General features: G+C 65.8%; 12 protein-coding genes. 7 read left to right on the top strand and 5 right to left on the bottom strand.

Features of this window, described 5'->3' with window-relative positions:
- Positions 1–54: 54 nt before the first annotated feature.
- Complete coding sequence (locus tag KBW95_RS13515; RefSeq protein WP_211526895.1) at positions 55–1,620, top strand: CocE/NonD family hydrolase; 1,566 nt, start codon at positions 55–57, stop codon at positions 1,618–1,620.
- A 28-nt stretch (positions 1,621–1,648) separates the two neighbouring features.
- Here KBW95_RS13515 and KBW95_RS13510 read toward each other — a convergent pair whose 3' ends face one another.
- The 3 genes from KBW95_RS13510 to KBW95_RS13500 are packed head-to-tail and all read right to left on the bottom strand — an operon-like array spanning position 1,649 to position 4,511.
- Positions 1,649–2,083, bottom strand: a complete 435-nt coding sequence (locus KBW95_RS13510; protein ID WP_211526894.1) for a hypothetical protein — start codon at positions 2,081–2,083, stop codon at positions 1,649–1,651.
- A gap of 50 nt (positions 2,084–2,133) precedes the next feature.
- A complete protein-coding gene (locus KBW95_RS13505) occupies positions 2,134–3,291 on the bottom strand; it encodes an alkene reductase (protein WP_211528495.1) in 1,158 nt (385 codons plus the stop codon).
- Positions 3,288–4,511 (bottom strand): SGNH/GDSL hydrolase family protein, encoded by a 1,224-nt coding sequence (locus KBW95_RS13500; protein ID WP_211528494.1) that lies wholly within the window; start codon positions 4,509–4,511, stop codon positions 3,288–3,290. Before KBW95_RS13500 ends, KBW95_RS13505 begins: the two co-directional genes overlap by 4 nt.
- 104 nt (positions 4,512–4,615) lie before the next feature.
- On the opposite strand from KBW95_RS13500, the gene KBW95_RS13495 reads away from it, so the two are divergent.
- Positions 4,616–5,533 carry a LysR family transcriptional regulator gene (locus KBW95_RS13495; protein ID WP_211526891.1) on the top strand — a complete coding sequence of 306 codons (918 nt, stop codon included), beginning with the start codon at positions 4,616–4,618 and terminating at the stop codon, positions 5,531–5,533.
- Between the two features lie 10 nt (positions 5,534–5,543).
- Here the strand turns inward: KBW95_RS13495 and KBW95_RS13490 are convergent, their stop codons facing one another.
- On the bottom strand, positions 5,544–6,053 hold the full coding sequence (locus KBW95_RS13490) for a GNAT family N-acetyltransferase (RefSeq protein ID WP_211526890.1): 510 nt from the start codon (positions 6,051–6,053) through the stop codon (positions 5,544–5,546).
- Between the two features lie 159 nt (positions 6,054–6,212).
- Here KBW95_RS13490 and KBW95_RS13485 point away from each other — a divergent pair, with 159 nt between their 5' ends.
- The 3 genes from KBW95_RS13485 (at position 6,213) to KBW95_RS13475 (ending at position 9,561) form a co-directional block, all read left to right on the top strand.
- On the top strand, positions 6,213–6,998 hold the full coding sequence (locus KBW95_RS13485) for an SIMPL domain-containing protein (protein ID WP_211526889.1): 786 nt from the start codon (positions 6,213–6,215) through the stop codon (positions 6,996–6,998).
- Positions 6,999–7,094: 96 nt separating this feature from the next.
- Positions 7,095–7,964, top strand: coding sequence for a CDP-diacylglycerol--serine O-phosphatidyltransferase (pssA, locus tag KBW95_RS13480; RefSeq protein WP_211526888.1), 870 nt, complete (start codon positions 7,095–7,097; stop codon positions 7,962–7,964).
- A 49-nt stretch (positions 7,965–8,013) separates the two neighbouring features.
- Positions 8,014–9,561: a 2-isopropylmalate synthase gene (locus KBW95_RS13475; protein WP_211526887.1), complete on the top strand. Its 1,548-nt coding sequence runs from the start codon at positions 8,014–8,016 to the stop codon at positions 9,559–9,561.
- A gap of 180 nt (positions 9,562–9,741) precedes the next feature.
- Here the strand turns inward: KBW95_RS13475 and KBW95_RS13470 are convergent, their stop codons facing one another.
- Positions 9,742–10,272, bottom strand: a complete 531-nt coding sequence (locus tag KBW95_RS13470; RefSeq protein ID WP_229429739.1) for an outer membrane protein assembly factor BamE — start codon at positions 10,270–10,272, stop codon at positions 9,742–9,744.
- A 139-nt stretch (positions 10,273–10,411) separates the two neighbouring features.
- Here KBW95_RS13470 and rpsO point away from each other — a divergent pair, with 139 nt between their 5' ends.
- Positions 10,412–10,681, top strand: coding sequence for a 30S ribosomal protein S15 (gene rpsO, locus KBW95_RS13465; RefSeq protein ID WP_027867691.1), 270 nt, complete (start codon positions 10,412–10,414; stop codon positions 10,679–10,681).
- Positions 10,682–10,853: 172 nt separating this feature from the next.
- The gene (pnp, locus tag KBW95_RS13460; protein ID WP_211527178.1) at positions 10,854–12,956 is read left to right on the top strand and encodes a polyribonucleotide nucleotidyltransferase; all 2,103 of its coding nucleotides are present in this window, start codon (positions 10,854–10,856) and stop codon (positions 12,954–12,956) included.
- Positions 12,957–13,014 lie beyond the last annotated feature (58 nt).

The raw sequence follows: 13,014 nt of genomic DNA, 5'->3' as shown, positions 1-13,014 counted from the left end.
GGCGGGCCGAGGCGCTCCCTATACTGGTGGGCTTTGGACTTCCCGACGCCCACGATGCCCCGCCTCCTGCTCGCCGCCATCTTCTTCGTCGCCACGGCCGCCCATGGCGCCGGCCACTTCAGCTTTTCCAATCCGCCCGGCCCGCATGCGGTCGGCGTGAAATTCGTCCAGCAATACGACCGGACGCGGCTCTTCAAGCGGCGCATCGATGCGATCACCGGCGAACCGGCCCGCGGCGAGCGCGCGCGGCCGGTGCAGACCATCGTCTGGTATCCGGCGGCGCGGGGCGGCAAGCCGCTCGCCTACCGCGATTATCTCGAGACGATGGCGACCGAGGACGAGTTCGCGCGCGGCGCCGAGCAGGTCAGGCGCCTGACCGACGAGCGCATCGAGGGCAATGCGGGTTCGCGCCGCGAGGCCTTGCTGCGCGAGGTGGCGGCGCCGATGCGGGCCGTGCGCGATGCGCGCGCGCAGGACGGCAAGTATCCCGTCGTGATCTATGCGCCGAGCTTTTCCGCGTCCGCCATCGAGAACGTGGACTTGTGCGAATACCTGGCGAGCCAGGGCTATATCGTCCTGTCCAGCGCCTCGCTCGGCGCCTATTCGCGCCCGATGACGCTCGACCTGGAAGGCCTGGAGACGCAGGCTGCCGACATCTCCTTCCTCATCGGCTACGCGGCCACGCTGCCCCAGGCCGACACGGGCAGGGTGGCCGTGGCCGGCTTCAGCTGGGGCGGCCTGGCCAACGTGCTCGCGGCGGCGAAGGACGAGCGCATCAAGGCCCTGGTCAGCCTGGACGGCTCGCTGCGCGGCTATCCGCAGTTCGTCGACGGCGGCAAGGATGCGGCCAAGTATGTGACGCCGGAGCGCATCACCGTCCCGCTGCTCTACCTGGGAGCGCGTCCCCGGACGCTCGAGGACTTGAGCAGCAGAAAATTCGACCTCCGCTATTCGTTCATGAACCAGATGAAGTACGCGGACGTGTACATCGTGTCGCTGCTGCCGATGACGCACGGGGACTTCTCGTCCTACGGCGTGCGGATGTCCCAGGATGACGGATTCGGTGACTACACGCGCGAGGAGGTGGAACTGGCGCACAGCTGGGCGGGACGCTACGTCCGTCACTTCCTCGACGCCTACCTGAAGGGGAATGCCGAAGGCCTCGCCTTCGTCAACAACAAACCGGCGGCGAACAAGGCCCCGCGGCACATGATCTCCGCCGACATCCGCCGCAAGAAGGAATCCGCGCCGCCGACCCTAGAGCATTTCGCCGAGCGCCTCGCCGCCGAAGGCTTCGACAAGGCCGTCTCCATCCACGAGGAATTCACGCGGCGCGGCGCCACCTTCAAGCTGGGTCCCAACGAGATCTACGGATGGGGAGCCCAGCTGGCGCGCATCGACCGCCCGGAGCAGGCGCGGGAAGTCTTCCGGCTCGGGACCCATCTGCATCCGGAGATGGGCTTCATCCATGACGGCCTGGCGGAGATGCAGGCCAAGACCGGGCAGGTCCAGGAGGCGGTGAAGACCTATCGCCGCGTGCTGGAGCTCGATCCGGCGAACGCCGACGCGATGCGCTACCTGAAGACGCACGGGGCGGCGGCAGGCGCCTCCGCCCCGTGAGCACACCGGGCCGGTCCCGGCGCCCGGTCTATGGCGCTGTCCCTGCCTTGCGCAGGGCGCGCTTCACCGCGCGGTTCCGGCGCAGCAGATAGACCACCCTGTACAGCATGAAGCAGAGGGCGGCCACGGCGACCGCCAGAGCAGCTGTCGTCCCGGCGACCTGCAAGGCCAGGACGATCAGGATCGGGGCCACGTAGAAGATGTTGACCAGGCTGGACAAGATCGCCCACCAGCCCGGCAGCTTCAGGCCGACCGCCGGGGAGGCCAGGTCGCGCCAGCCGAGCACGGTGGACCAGTCGCCTCGCCGGCCGAAGGCGATGGCGTAAGTCGCGCCCTGGCGCGGGACCACGTGGTTGTGGAGGTTGACGCCAAACTGCGCGCGGCCCTGGCTGCGGAAACTGAAATCGCCCCGCTGGGCCGCGACGTCGAACACCTCGTCGAAGTGAATACATTCAACCTGCATATGTCTCCTTGTCGATCGATCCGGCAGCGGTGTAGAGCAGGCCAGGCTGCTCATGTTGCCATGTTTTCGAAGGCTTGCTGCGCACAGCCGGAAGGCTTGTTGTCGAACGGCGGATAGTCGACGTAGCCGCGCGCATCGCCTCCAAAGTAGCAGGCCGGGTCGCCCGGCAGCAGCGGCGCGCCGGAGCGCAAGCGCTGCGGCAGGTCGGGATTGGCGATGAAGGGCCGGCCAAAGCCGACCAGGTCGGCCCAGCCTCGCGCAATCGCTTCCCCGGCCCGCTCGAGGTCGTAGTGCCCGGAATAGATCATCGTGCCTCCATACACCAGGCGCAGGGCTTCCTTGAATGCGGCCGGCATCACGGGAGCATCGTCCCAGTCGGCTTCCGCGATATGGAGGTAGGCCAGGCCTATCCTGTCCATCAGCCTCGCGGCCGCCAGGTAAGTTGCTTGAGGCGTAACGTCGACCGTCCCCTGGGCGCTGGTCAGGGGCGAAAAGCGCACGCCGACGCGCTCCGGCCCGGCCACGGCGGCGACCGCCTGCGCCACCTCGCACAGGAAGCGCAAGCGGTTGGAGAGCGAGCCGCCATAACGGTCGCACCGGTGGTTGGCGCCGGAGTCGATGAACTGGTTGATCAGGTAGCCATTCGCGGCATGCAGTTCGACGCCGTCGAAGCCCGCCGACAGCGCGTTCTTCGCCGCCTGCGCGAACTGGCTCACGATATCGGCTACCTCCTGCGTTTCCAGCGCGCGCGGCATCGAGTGCTGTACTTTCCGGCCTTGCGCCGCGGCCGCTCCCAACCCGTCGGGATCGATGAAGACGTGTACGCCGTCGGCCACCAGTGCCGAAGGCGCGACTGGGGACGCGCCGTCCGGCTGCAGCGAGGCATGCGACAAGCGGCCCACATGCCACAACTGCGCGAAGATGCGGCCGCCCGCCTCGTGCACGGCTGCCGTCACCTCCCGCCAGCCGCGCACCTGCTCGGGCGTGTGGATGCCCGGCGTCCAGGCGTAACCTTGTCCCTGCGGGCTGATTTGCGTGCCTTCGGTGATGATCAGGCCCGCCGAAGCGCGCTGGCGGTAATACTCGGCCATGAGCGGCGTCGGCACGCCGCCGTGCGCCGCCCGTGCGCGCGTCATGGGCGGCATGACGATCCGGTTCGGCAGCGTCATCGCGCCGAGGCTGAAGGTATCGAATAGAGTCGTGTTCATCGTGCCGCCTCCTTCAGGATGGGGGCGAGGTCGATGGCTTGCGCCATGGCGCGGTAGCCGGCGTCGCCCGGATGCAGGTGGTCGCCCGAATCGAATTCCGCCCGCATGCGCTGCGGCCTCCGCGGATCGCGCAAGACCGCGTCGAAGTCGATGACCATGTCGAACGCGCCGGCCGTGCGTATCCAGTAGTTCAACTGCTGGCGCATCTCTTCCTTCTGCGCGCTGTAGTGTCCCGCGAAGGGCGTGCCCTCGAGCGCGCCTTCGAAAGGGGGCAGGGTGCCGGCCGCGATGCGCACTCCCCGGGCGTGGGCCGCCGCGACCAGCTGGCGGAAGCCGGCGGTGAGCTGGTCCAGGGTGACCGGGCCTTCCTTCGGCGCGAACGGACTGCCCGGCCAGCCGATGTCGTTAATCCCGAGCAGGACGATGACATCCGAGACGCCGGGCTGGCTCAGGACGTCCTGTTCGAAGCGCGCCAGCGCGCTTTGTCCCATGCCGTCCTTCAGCAGGCGCCCGCCCGAGATGCCGGCGTTGGCGACCGCGATGCCGTGCGGCGCCAGGCGCTGCGCCAGGAAGTCGGGCCAGCGGCGATCCATGTCCGGGGTCGATCCGTTCCCGTCCGTGATCGAATCCCCGAGCGCGACGACCGTGCGGCCGCCCGGCGCCGCCTCGACCAGCACGGCGCTCAGGAACAACCTGCCGCCGGCGCGGATGCCCGCCGAACCCGCCGTCCCGGGCGCGAGCTCGAAGGTCTGCTGGCCGCCCCAATGAAAACCCGTGACGCGGGTGGGCGAGGGCAGATGGCTCGTCACCGCCAGGCGCTCCAGGGGAAGGACCTTGAGCGCGACCGGGTCGCTGGTCAGCGCGGCGCCCGCAGGGATCATGGCCTCGCTCTTGCCGGAGAAGGTGAGCGCGTGTGCCCGGCCCGCGTCGCCTTCGGGCGCTACCCGGACGCTGCCGAGCCGCAAAGCCTCGTGCCCGTAGCGGTTGGAAAAGACCAGCCTGATCCGGTTGCCGCCGGCGCTGATGCGAACGGTTTCGCGCACCGTCTGTTGCTCGAGCTGCGCGGGCACGTTCATGGGCAGCACGAAACTGCTGTCCCAGGCTGGCTGAGGGGCCGCATACCATGAGCTGAGCCAGGGACGGCTGTCCGCCGCCAGCGCATTGCCGCCAAGGCTTAACGCCAGGCCCAGGGCCGCGATCGATCCAGGATGTGCTGCCATCGTGTTCTCCTCTGAATGAAGTGATTCCACGATAGTTCATTCGAATCCTTCAATGAAGGCGGTAGAATTGAAGAGTACTTATTCCAAATTAGAATGAGGTAGCGATGGACACACTTCGGGCGATGCGGACTTTCGTGCGGACCGTCGAGCTGGGCAGCCTGTCGGCGGCGGCGCGCGAGTTCGGCACGACCCAGCCCACCGTCAGCAAACAGCTGGCGCAACTGGAGCAGCAACTGGCCGTGCGCCTGTTCGAACGCAGCACGCGCGGCCTGGCGCCGACCGAGCAGGGCCAGCGCTTCTACCGCGACGCCAAGTTGCTGGTCGAGCAGTTCGATGCGGCGGTGGGCGAGGTCCAGGGAATGGGCGGGCAGGCGTCCGGGCTATTGCGCATCAATGCCCCCGTGGGGCTCGGCCAGTACCGGATCAATGCGATGGTCCAGCAGTTCCTGGCGGCGCATCCGCGCATCGACATCGAACTGATCCTGAACGACCGCTTCGCCGACCTGGTGGAAGAGGGCGTCGACATCGCCTTCCGGCTCGGCGGCACGCTGCCGCCTGACGCCATCGGCCGCCACCTCGCCAGCACGCCGCGCATGCTGGTGGCTTCTCCTGCCTATCTGGCGCGGCGTGGCGCGCCGGCGGTGCCCGGCGACCTGGAAGAGCATGACTTCGTGCGCTTCGCCTGGACACCGGGTGCGGCGCTCGACCTGCTCCGCGACGGGGAGGAGGCGCGCGTGCCGACCTCCAGCCGCTACCGGGTGAACAATGCACTGGCCATCCGCGAAGCTCTGGTGCTCGGGAGCGGCATTGGCCTGTGCCCGGAGTGGCTGGTGCGCGACCTGCTGGATAGCGGCGAACTGGTGCGCGTGTTGGCGGAGTGGTCGGCCCGGCCCCAGGAACTGCACCTGCTGTATCCCTCGCGCCAGTACCAGCCCTTGCGGGCCAGGCTGTTCATCGAGTTTGCGGTCGACTATTTCCGGTCCTTGCCGGGTTTTGCACAACCAAGCGCAGGCAGGCGGTGAACTCCTTCGTTCAGGGCTGGGGCGCCTGGATCGCGCGCGACATCACGTACGCATCCACATAGCCGAGCCGGCTGTGCAGGAAGGCTTCCGGCAAGGTGCCCACGATGCGGAAGCCGTGCTTTTCATAGAGCGCAACGGCGGGACGGTTGGTCGACACCACGAAATTGAACTGCATGGAACGGAAACCCGCGGCGCTCGCACGGGCCAGCGAATCGCGCAGCATAGCGTTGCCGATGCCTTGTCCCTGCATATCGGCGCGCACCAGGTAGGTGGCGCTGCCGACATGCGAGGCACGCCCGGATAGATTCGGGTTCAGCTTGTACATGCCGACCAGCTCGCCGTCGCGCAGCGCAAGCAGGGTCTGCACGCCCGGCGACAGCCACATGGCGTCGAACACCGCGTCCGGTGTGTCTTCGGTGAAGGGCAGGGTATCGCCGGCACGGCACACCTCGCGGAACAGGGCGGCCATCGCATCGCGGTACTCAGGCGTGGCGTCGATGAAGCTTACGGTCACAGTCATGTCGAATTCGTCGGCAGTGCGGGAAGTCCAGCTTACCTGAATCGTCACCATATGCAATTAATTGCAACTTTCCATTACAGAAACTATGTACGCCTGCGAAAAGCGGTATCGTGGCGGCGATGACAGCACGTTGCTGTCCCAGTTTCAGGAGAAAAAGCCATGTCCCTCGCCAAACCAACCCTGTTGATCGCCTTGCTGTTCGCCACCCAGGCCTATGCCCAGGCCCCGGCGCCATCGGCCGCCGCGGTGTCGACGGCCGGCGCCATGGTGATCGTGCCCGCCTTCGGCGAAGTCAGGCATGCCAACGACCAGGCCATCGTTACCTTCAGCGTCGAGGAGCACGACAAGGACAAGGCCAAGGCCGCCGAGCGCGTGAACCGCAAGATGAAGGAGGGCACCGAGATCCTGCGCAAGGCCGATCCGCGCGCTGAGTTCAAGACCATGGGCTACTTCACCTACCCGATCTATCCGGAAAACGTGCAGCCGCCGCGCCCGGTCGATGCCGCCGCCAAGCCGCCGGTCCCGGTCGCCTGGCGCGTGGGCCAGTACCTGGAAATGAAGACGACCAGCCTGGAGAGCCTACCCAGGACTGCCGCCAGCGCGCAAAAAGTGCTGGCCATCAACGGCGTCCAGTTCGGCCTGGCGCCGGCCACCGAGAAGCGCCTGGACGACCAGCGTATCGCCGCCACCTATAAAAACCTGAACGAGCGCATCGTGTCGATCGCCAACGCCATGGGCCGCAAGCCCGCCGACGCCGTGCTGGAAACCGTCGACTTCGAAGGCTCGGGCAACTACGCCGGCGGGCAGGGCGACATGGCGGCTGCGCCGATGATGGCGCGCATGAGCGCCAAGCGCGAGATGGCCGATGCGATGCCGGAACCGAGCTTCGAGCCGGGCGAAACCACCCTGCAGATGCGCCTGGTAGGCAAGGTAAAGTTCAAGTAACGCTTTTGCCAAGCGTAACGGTTCGCTAAGTATGGTTCTCCGCCTCTATAATGCGGAGAACTGCCGTTTGGCGAACCACTTGAACAAAAATTCCTTATGCCAACCTTTCCAAGAAGAAGAACACCAGGAGCCGTGCCGAAAGCACCGCGTTTTTCCCGCCTGAAGCGTTTCGGCCGCCGCGCCGAAGACCGCCAGCCCGGCGAGCGGGGCCGCGGCATCTACCTGCTGCCCAATGCCTTCACCACCGGCGCGCTGTTCTGCGGTTTCTACGCCATCGTCATGGCCATGAACCAGCGCTTCGAGCACGCCTGCTGGGCGGTGTTCATCGCCATGATCCTGGATGCGCTGGACGGCCGCATCGCGCGCCTGACCAATACCCAGTCCGAGTTCGGCGCCCAGTACGATTCGCTGTCCGACATGGTGTCCTTCGGCGCCGCGCCCGCGCTCGTGATTTACGAATGGTCGCTGCGCGGCCTGGGCAAGCTGGGCTGGATCGCCGCCTTCATCTACTGCGCCGGCGCCGCGCTGCGCCTGGCGCGCTTCAACACCAACATCCAGGTGGTCGACAAGCGCTTCTTCCAGGGCTTGCCCAGCCCGGCCGCCGCGGCGCTGGTGGTCGGCTTCATCATGATGATGACCGACCCCGACATCAACGTCAGCTCGCGCCAGGTGGACTGGGTGAGCTGGGCCATCGCCGTGTTCGCGGGCCTGACCATGGTGTCGAACGTGCCGTTCTACAGCTTCAAGGATGTGAACTTCCGCAAGTCGGTGCCTTTCATCGTGGTCTTCCTGATCGCGCTGGCGCTGGCGCTGCTGGCCATCGATCCGCCCAAGGTGCTGTGGCCGATCTTCGTGATTTACGGCCTGTCCGGCTACGTCGTGTTCGTCATGCGCCGCGCCAAGGGCAAGCCGGTCAGCATCATCCCGACCGACGACGACGAGCACGACGAGGAAGTACGGCGCTGAGGACAGCCGGGGCGCCGCGACATTCACCCACGTTGACTGGAGCCCCACCATGCCTGATCCGAATCGCCTGATCATATTCGACACCACCCTGCGCGACGGCGAGCAGTCGCCGGGGGCTTCGATGACGAAGGACGAGAAGGTGCGCATCGCGCGCCAGCTCGAACGGCTGCGGGTCGACGTCATCGAGGCCGGCTTCGCGGCCGCCTCGCCCGGCGACTTCGAGGCCATCCGGGCCATCTCCGCCGCGGTGCGCGAATCGACCATCTGCTCGCTCTCGCGCGCCAACGACCGCGACATCGCCCGCGCCGCCGAGGCGCTCGAACCCGCCGCGCGCAAGCGCATCCACACCTTCATCGCCACCTCGCCCCTGCACATGCAGATGAAGCTGCGCATGGAGCCCGAGCAGGTGCTGGAGCAGGCCAGGCTGGCCATCCGCTTCGCCCGCAAGCACACCGACGACATCGAATTCTCGCCCGAGGACGGCAGCCGTTCGGAAGAGGACTTCCTGTGCCGCGTGCTGGAAGCCGTGATCGCCGAGGGCGCCACCACCATCAACTTCCCCGACACGGTCGGCTACGCCGTGCCCGAGCAGTTCGGCGAGCGTATCCGCCGCCTGCGCGAGCGCGTGCCGAACTCAAGCAAGGCGGTATGGTCGGTCCACTGCCACAACGACCTCGGGCTGGCGGTGGCCAACTCGCTGGCGGGCGTAGTGATCGGTGGCGCGCGCCAGATCGAATGCACGATCAACGGGCTGGGCGAGCGGGCAGGGAACACCTCGCTCGAGGAAGTGGTGATGGCGCTGCGCACGCGGCACGACTACTACCACCTGGCGGTCGGCGTGGACACGACCCAGATCGTGCCGGCCTCGAAGATGGTGTCGCAGATCACCGGCTTCGCGGTCCAGCCGAACAAGGCGGTGGTGGGCGCGAACGCCTTTGCGCATGCCTCGGGCATCCACCAGGACGGGATTTTGAAAGCGCGCGAGACCTACGAGATCATGCGCGCCGAAGACGTGGGCTGGACGGCCAACAAGATCGTGCTGGGCAAGCTGTCGGGCCGCAACGCCTTCAAGGCGCGGCTGCAGGAGCTGGGGATCGCGCTGGACTCCGAGGCCGAGGTCAACGCGGCCTTCGCGCGCTTCAAGGAGCTGGCGGACCGTAAGGCCGACATCTTCGACGAGGACATCATGGCGCTGGTGTCGGACGAGGACCGGGCGCAGGGCGGGGAGCTCTATCGTTTCGTGTCGCTGTCGCAGCGCTCCGAGACGGGCGAGCTGCCGCATGCGCGGATCGTGTTCTCGATGGACGGCAAAGAAGTGGCGGCCGAGGGCTCGGGCGACGGGCCGGTGGATGCGACCATCAAGGCCATCGAGAGCGTGGTGGGGAGCGGGGCGGAGCAGGTGCTGTTTTCGATCAATGCGATCAGCAATGGGCCGGCTTCCCAAGGGGAAGTCACCATCCGGCTGGCGCACTCGGGGCGCATCGTGAATGGGGTGGGCGCGGATCCGGACATCATCGTGGCGTCGGCCAAGGCGTATCTCTCGGGGCTGAACAAGCTGCATTCGAAGATCGAGAGGGTGAATCCGCAGGGGGTTTAAGTTCCCTCTGCGCTGCGTAAACTTGGGTCCCCGCCTGCGCGGGGAGTCATTGCCGCCAATGGCGGGAATGACGGTTTCAACGGCGGTGATTGAAATCGCGCCGACGCTTTTCACACACCTAAACCAACGTCATCCCCGCGCAGGCGGGGACCCAAGTTCGCACCGCAGCCTCCAACCCCATCACAACCCAAACTTCCCATCCCTCTCAAACCTCGGATCCGGCCCATTCATCATCTGCCTGACCACCCCCTGCTCGTCGAAGTGCACATGCATGAGCGAATCCCACACCCCCGCCTCCTTGTACCGGTACGACCACACTTCGTAATTGCGCAGCGCCACCCGCGACACCTCCGCCGGCCGGCCCAGCGTGCGCAGCACGTCCTCCTTGGTCGCGCGATCGATCTTGATGGTCGCGAACTTCTCCCCGGTCAGCACCTGCTCCCAGCTCACCAACCGTCCATCCTGCCCGATGCGCGCCATGTAGGTGTATTGCCCGAAGGGCCCGGTTGCATACTCCAGCATCTGCCCGTCCGGCATGGGATACACCGCCGTCGGCGCCCCCAGCTTGGCTCGCACGGCCTCGAGCGGCTCGCCGGGCAGGGGCGCCTGGGGCAGCGTGCACCCCGCAAGCGCCAGTGCGGCAGCGGAAATTGCAATTTTGACTATGTTTGTCATATTTTCACCCGCAAAACGCCTCGAAAACTCCATCATGCCCGATCCGGAGGATGCAAACACTGGCTCCGTGAAGCGTTTTCACCTATACTGGCGGGTCTGTCCGCTTTGGGCAGGTTTTTTGATAATCACGGTGCGCTGGGTTCCGACTCTTGCACCGCATGTGAAAGGTAACATCATGACCGTAGAAAACATCAACAAAGCCGCGATCATCGCGGACAACGCACGTGGCCAGAACGACACCGGTTCGCCGGAAGTCCAGGTCGCACTGCTGACCGCACGTATCAACGAGCTGAACGGCCACTTCAAGGCACACCAGAAGGATCACCACTCCCGCCGTGGCCTGATCATGATGGTTAACCGTCGTAAGAGCCTGCTGGCTTATCTGAAGCGTAAGGACGCTAACCGTTACCGCGATCTGATCGCCAAGCTCGGCCTGCGTAAGTAATCGTTGCGCCAGACGGTTTAGTCACGAAATGCCTGCGCCAGTAACACTGTCGCGGGCATTTTTTGTTTTTACCGTCTTCTTGTTGAAGTTGTTGTAAAGGCCGCTGAGGCGGCCCGTGGTGAGGTGAACGACAGCCCCTGAAAATCTGTCGGCAAATAGAAAGGGATTACCCATGTTTAATAAAGTTACGAAAACCTTCCAGTACGGTCAACACACGGTCACCATGGAGACGGGTGAGATCGCGCGCCAGGCATCCGGCGCCGTCGTCGTGTCGGTCGAAGATACCGTCGTGCTGGCAACCGTAGTCGCCAAGAAAGACGCCAAGCCGGGCCAGGACTTCTTCCCGCTGACCGTCGACTACATGGAAAAAACGTACGCAGCCGGTAAGATCCCGGGCGGCTTCTTCAAGCGCGAAGGCCGTCCTTCCGAAAAAGAGACCCTGACCTCGCGCCTGATCGACCGTCCGATCCGCCCGCTGTTCCCGGAAGGCTACCTGAACGAAGTCCAGGTCATCATCCACGTCCTGTCGGTCAATCCCGAGATCGACCCGGACATCCCGTCGATGATCGGCGCTTCGGCCGCCCTGTGCATCGCCGGCATCCCGTTCAACGGCCCGATCGGCGCGGCGCGCGTCGGCTACGCGAACGGCCAGTACATCCTGAACCCGACCACCACCCAGCTCAAGACCTCGCAGATGGACCTGGTCGTGGCCGGTACCGAAACCGCCGTCCTGATGGTGGAATCGGAAGCCCAGCAGCTGTCGGAAGAAATCATGCTCGGCGCGGTCGTCTTCGGCCACGACCAGATGAAGGCCGTGATCGATGCGATCCACGACCTGGTCGCCGATGGCGGCAAGCCGGAAGTCGAATGGGCGCCGGCGCCGAAGAACGAAGCACTGATCGCCCGCGTGGGCGAGCTGGCCGGCGCGAAAGTGCGCGACGCATACCAGACCCGCGAAAAATCGGCGCGCCAGCAGAAGCTGAAGTCGCTGTCCGCCGAAGTGATGGCCGAACTGGCCGCGCAGGGCGTGGAAGCCGATGCGGCCGAAGTCGGCAACATCCTGTTCGACATGGAAGCCAAGGTCGTGCGTTCGCAGATCCTGGAAGGCGAACCGCGTATCGACGGCCGCGACACCCGCACCGTGCGTCCGATCGCGATCCGCACCAGCGTCCTGCCGCGTACCCACGGTTCGGCCCTGTTTACCCGCGGTGAAACCCAGGCGCTGGTCGTCGCCACCCTCGGCACCGCGCGCGACAGCCAGAAGATCGACGCGCTGATGGGCGAGTACACCGACGACTTCATGCTGCACTACAACATGCCTCCGTTCGCCACCGGCGAAACCGGCCGCGTGGGTACCCCGAAGCGCCGCGAAGTCGGCCACGGCCGCCTGGCCAAGCGCGCGCTGGTCGCCGCGCTGCCGTCGGCTGACGAGTTCAGCTACTCGGTGCGCCTGGTCTCGGAAATCACCGAGTCGAACGGCTCCTCGTCGATGGCGTCGGTGTGCGGCGGCTGCCTGGCGCTGATGGACGCCGGCGTGCCGATGAAGGCGCACGTCGCCGGCATCGCCATGGGCCTGATCAAGGAAGGCGGCAAGTTCGCCGTCCTGACCGACATCCTGGGTGACGAAGACCACCTGGGCGACATGGACTTCAAGGTCGCAGGTACCCCGGCAGGCATCACCGCGCTGCAGATGGACATCAAGATCCAGGGCATCACCAAGGAAATCATGCAGGTGGCGCTGGCCCAGGCCAAGGAAGCCCGCCAGCACATCCTGGCCGAGATGCAGAAGGCCATGCCGACCGTGAAGACCGAGCTGTCGGACTTCGCACCGCGCCTGATCACCATCCGCATCAACCCGGAAAAGATCCGTGACGTGATCGGCAAGGGCGGCGCCGTCATCCGCGCGCTGACCGAAGAAACCGGCACCCAGATCGACATCACCGACGAAGGCATCGTGACCATCGCGTCGGTCGACGCCGCCGCCGGCCAGGAAGCCAAGCGCCGCATCGAAGAGCTGACCGCATCGGTCGAAGTGGGCAAGACCTACGACGGCACCGTGCTCAAGCTGCTCGACTTCGGCGCGATCGTTCAGGTCATGCCGGGCAAGGACGGCCTGCTGCACATCTCGCAGATCGCCAACGAGCGCGTCAACGCCGTGGCCGACTACCTGAAGGAAGGCCAGCAAGTGCGCGTGAAGGTCCTCGAGACCGACGAGCGCGGCCGCCTGAAGCTGTCGATGAAGGCAGCCGATCCGGTGGAAGGCGCGGCGCAGTAAGCGATCGCGGCTTCAAGCCAGCAAAAACCGCCAGTGCGTGAGCCTGGCGGTTTTTTTA

The organism is Massilia sp. ZL223 (assembly GCF_018119395.1).
Taxonomy (GTDB): Bacteria; Pseudomonadota; Gammaproteobacteria; order Burkholderiales; family Burkholderiaceae_D; genus Telluria.
Note: the sequence above shows the minus strand (reverse complement) of the source record. Positions and strands in the feature narration are given on the sequence as shown.

Excerpts from the sequence above, each read along its gene's own strand:
- pnp (WP_211527178.1), top strand. The coding sequence starts at position 10,854 with ATGTTTAATAAAGTTACGAAAACCTTCCAGTACGGTCAACACACGGTC.
- rpsO (WP_027867691.1), top strand. The coding sequence starts at position 10,412 with ATGACCGTAGAAAACATCAACAAAGCCGCGATCATCGCGGACAACGCA.
- KBW95_RS13475 (WP_211526887.1), top strand. The coding sequence starts at position 8,014 with ATGCCTGATCCGAATCGCCTGATCATATTCGACACCACCCTGCGCGAC.
- KBW95_RS13515 (WP_211526895.1), top strand. The coding sequence starts at position 55 with ATGCCCCGCCTCCTGCTCGCCGCCATCTTCTTCGTCGCCACGGCCGCC.
- pssA (WP_211526888.1), top strand. The coding sequence starts at position 7,095 with ATGCCAACCTTTCCAAGAAGAAGAACACCAGGAGCCGTGCCGAAAGCA.
- KBW95_RS13495 (WP_211526891.1), top strand. The coding sequence starts at position 4,616 with ATGGACACACTTCGGGCGATGCGGACTTTCGTGCGGACCGTCGAGCTG.
- KBW95_RS13470 (WP_229429739.1), bottom strand. The coding sequence starts at position 10,272 with ATGATGGAGTTTTCGAGGCGTTTTGCGGGTGAAAATATGACAAACATA.
- KBW95_RS13500 (WP_211528494.1), bottom strand. The coding sequence starts at position 4,511 with ATGGCAGCACATCCTGGATCGATCGCGGCCCTGGGCCTGGCGTTAAGC.
- KBW95_RS13510 (WP_211526894.1), bottom strand. The coding sequence starts at position 2,083 with ATGCAGGTTGAATGTATTCACTTCGACGAGGTGTTCGACGTCGCGGCC.
- KBW95_RS13485 (WP_211526889.1), top strand. The coding sequence starts at position 6,213 with ATGTCCCTCGCCAAACCAACCCTGTTGATCGCCTTGCTGTTCGCCACC.
- KBW95_RS13490 (WP_211526890.1), bottom strand. The coding sequence starts at position 6,053 with ATGACTGTGACCGTAAGCTTCATCGACGCCACGCCTGAGTACCGCGAT.
- KBW95_RS13505 (WP_211528495.1), bottom strand. The coding sequence starts at position 3,291 with ATGAACACGACTCTATTCGATACCTTCAGCCTCGGCGCGATGACGCTG.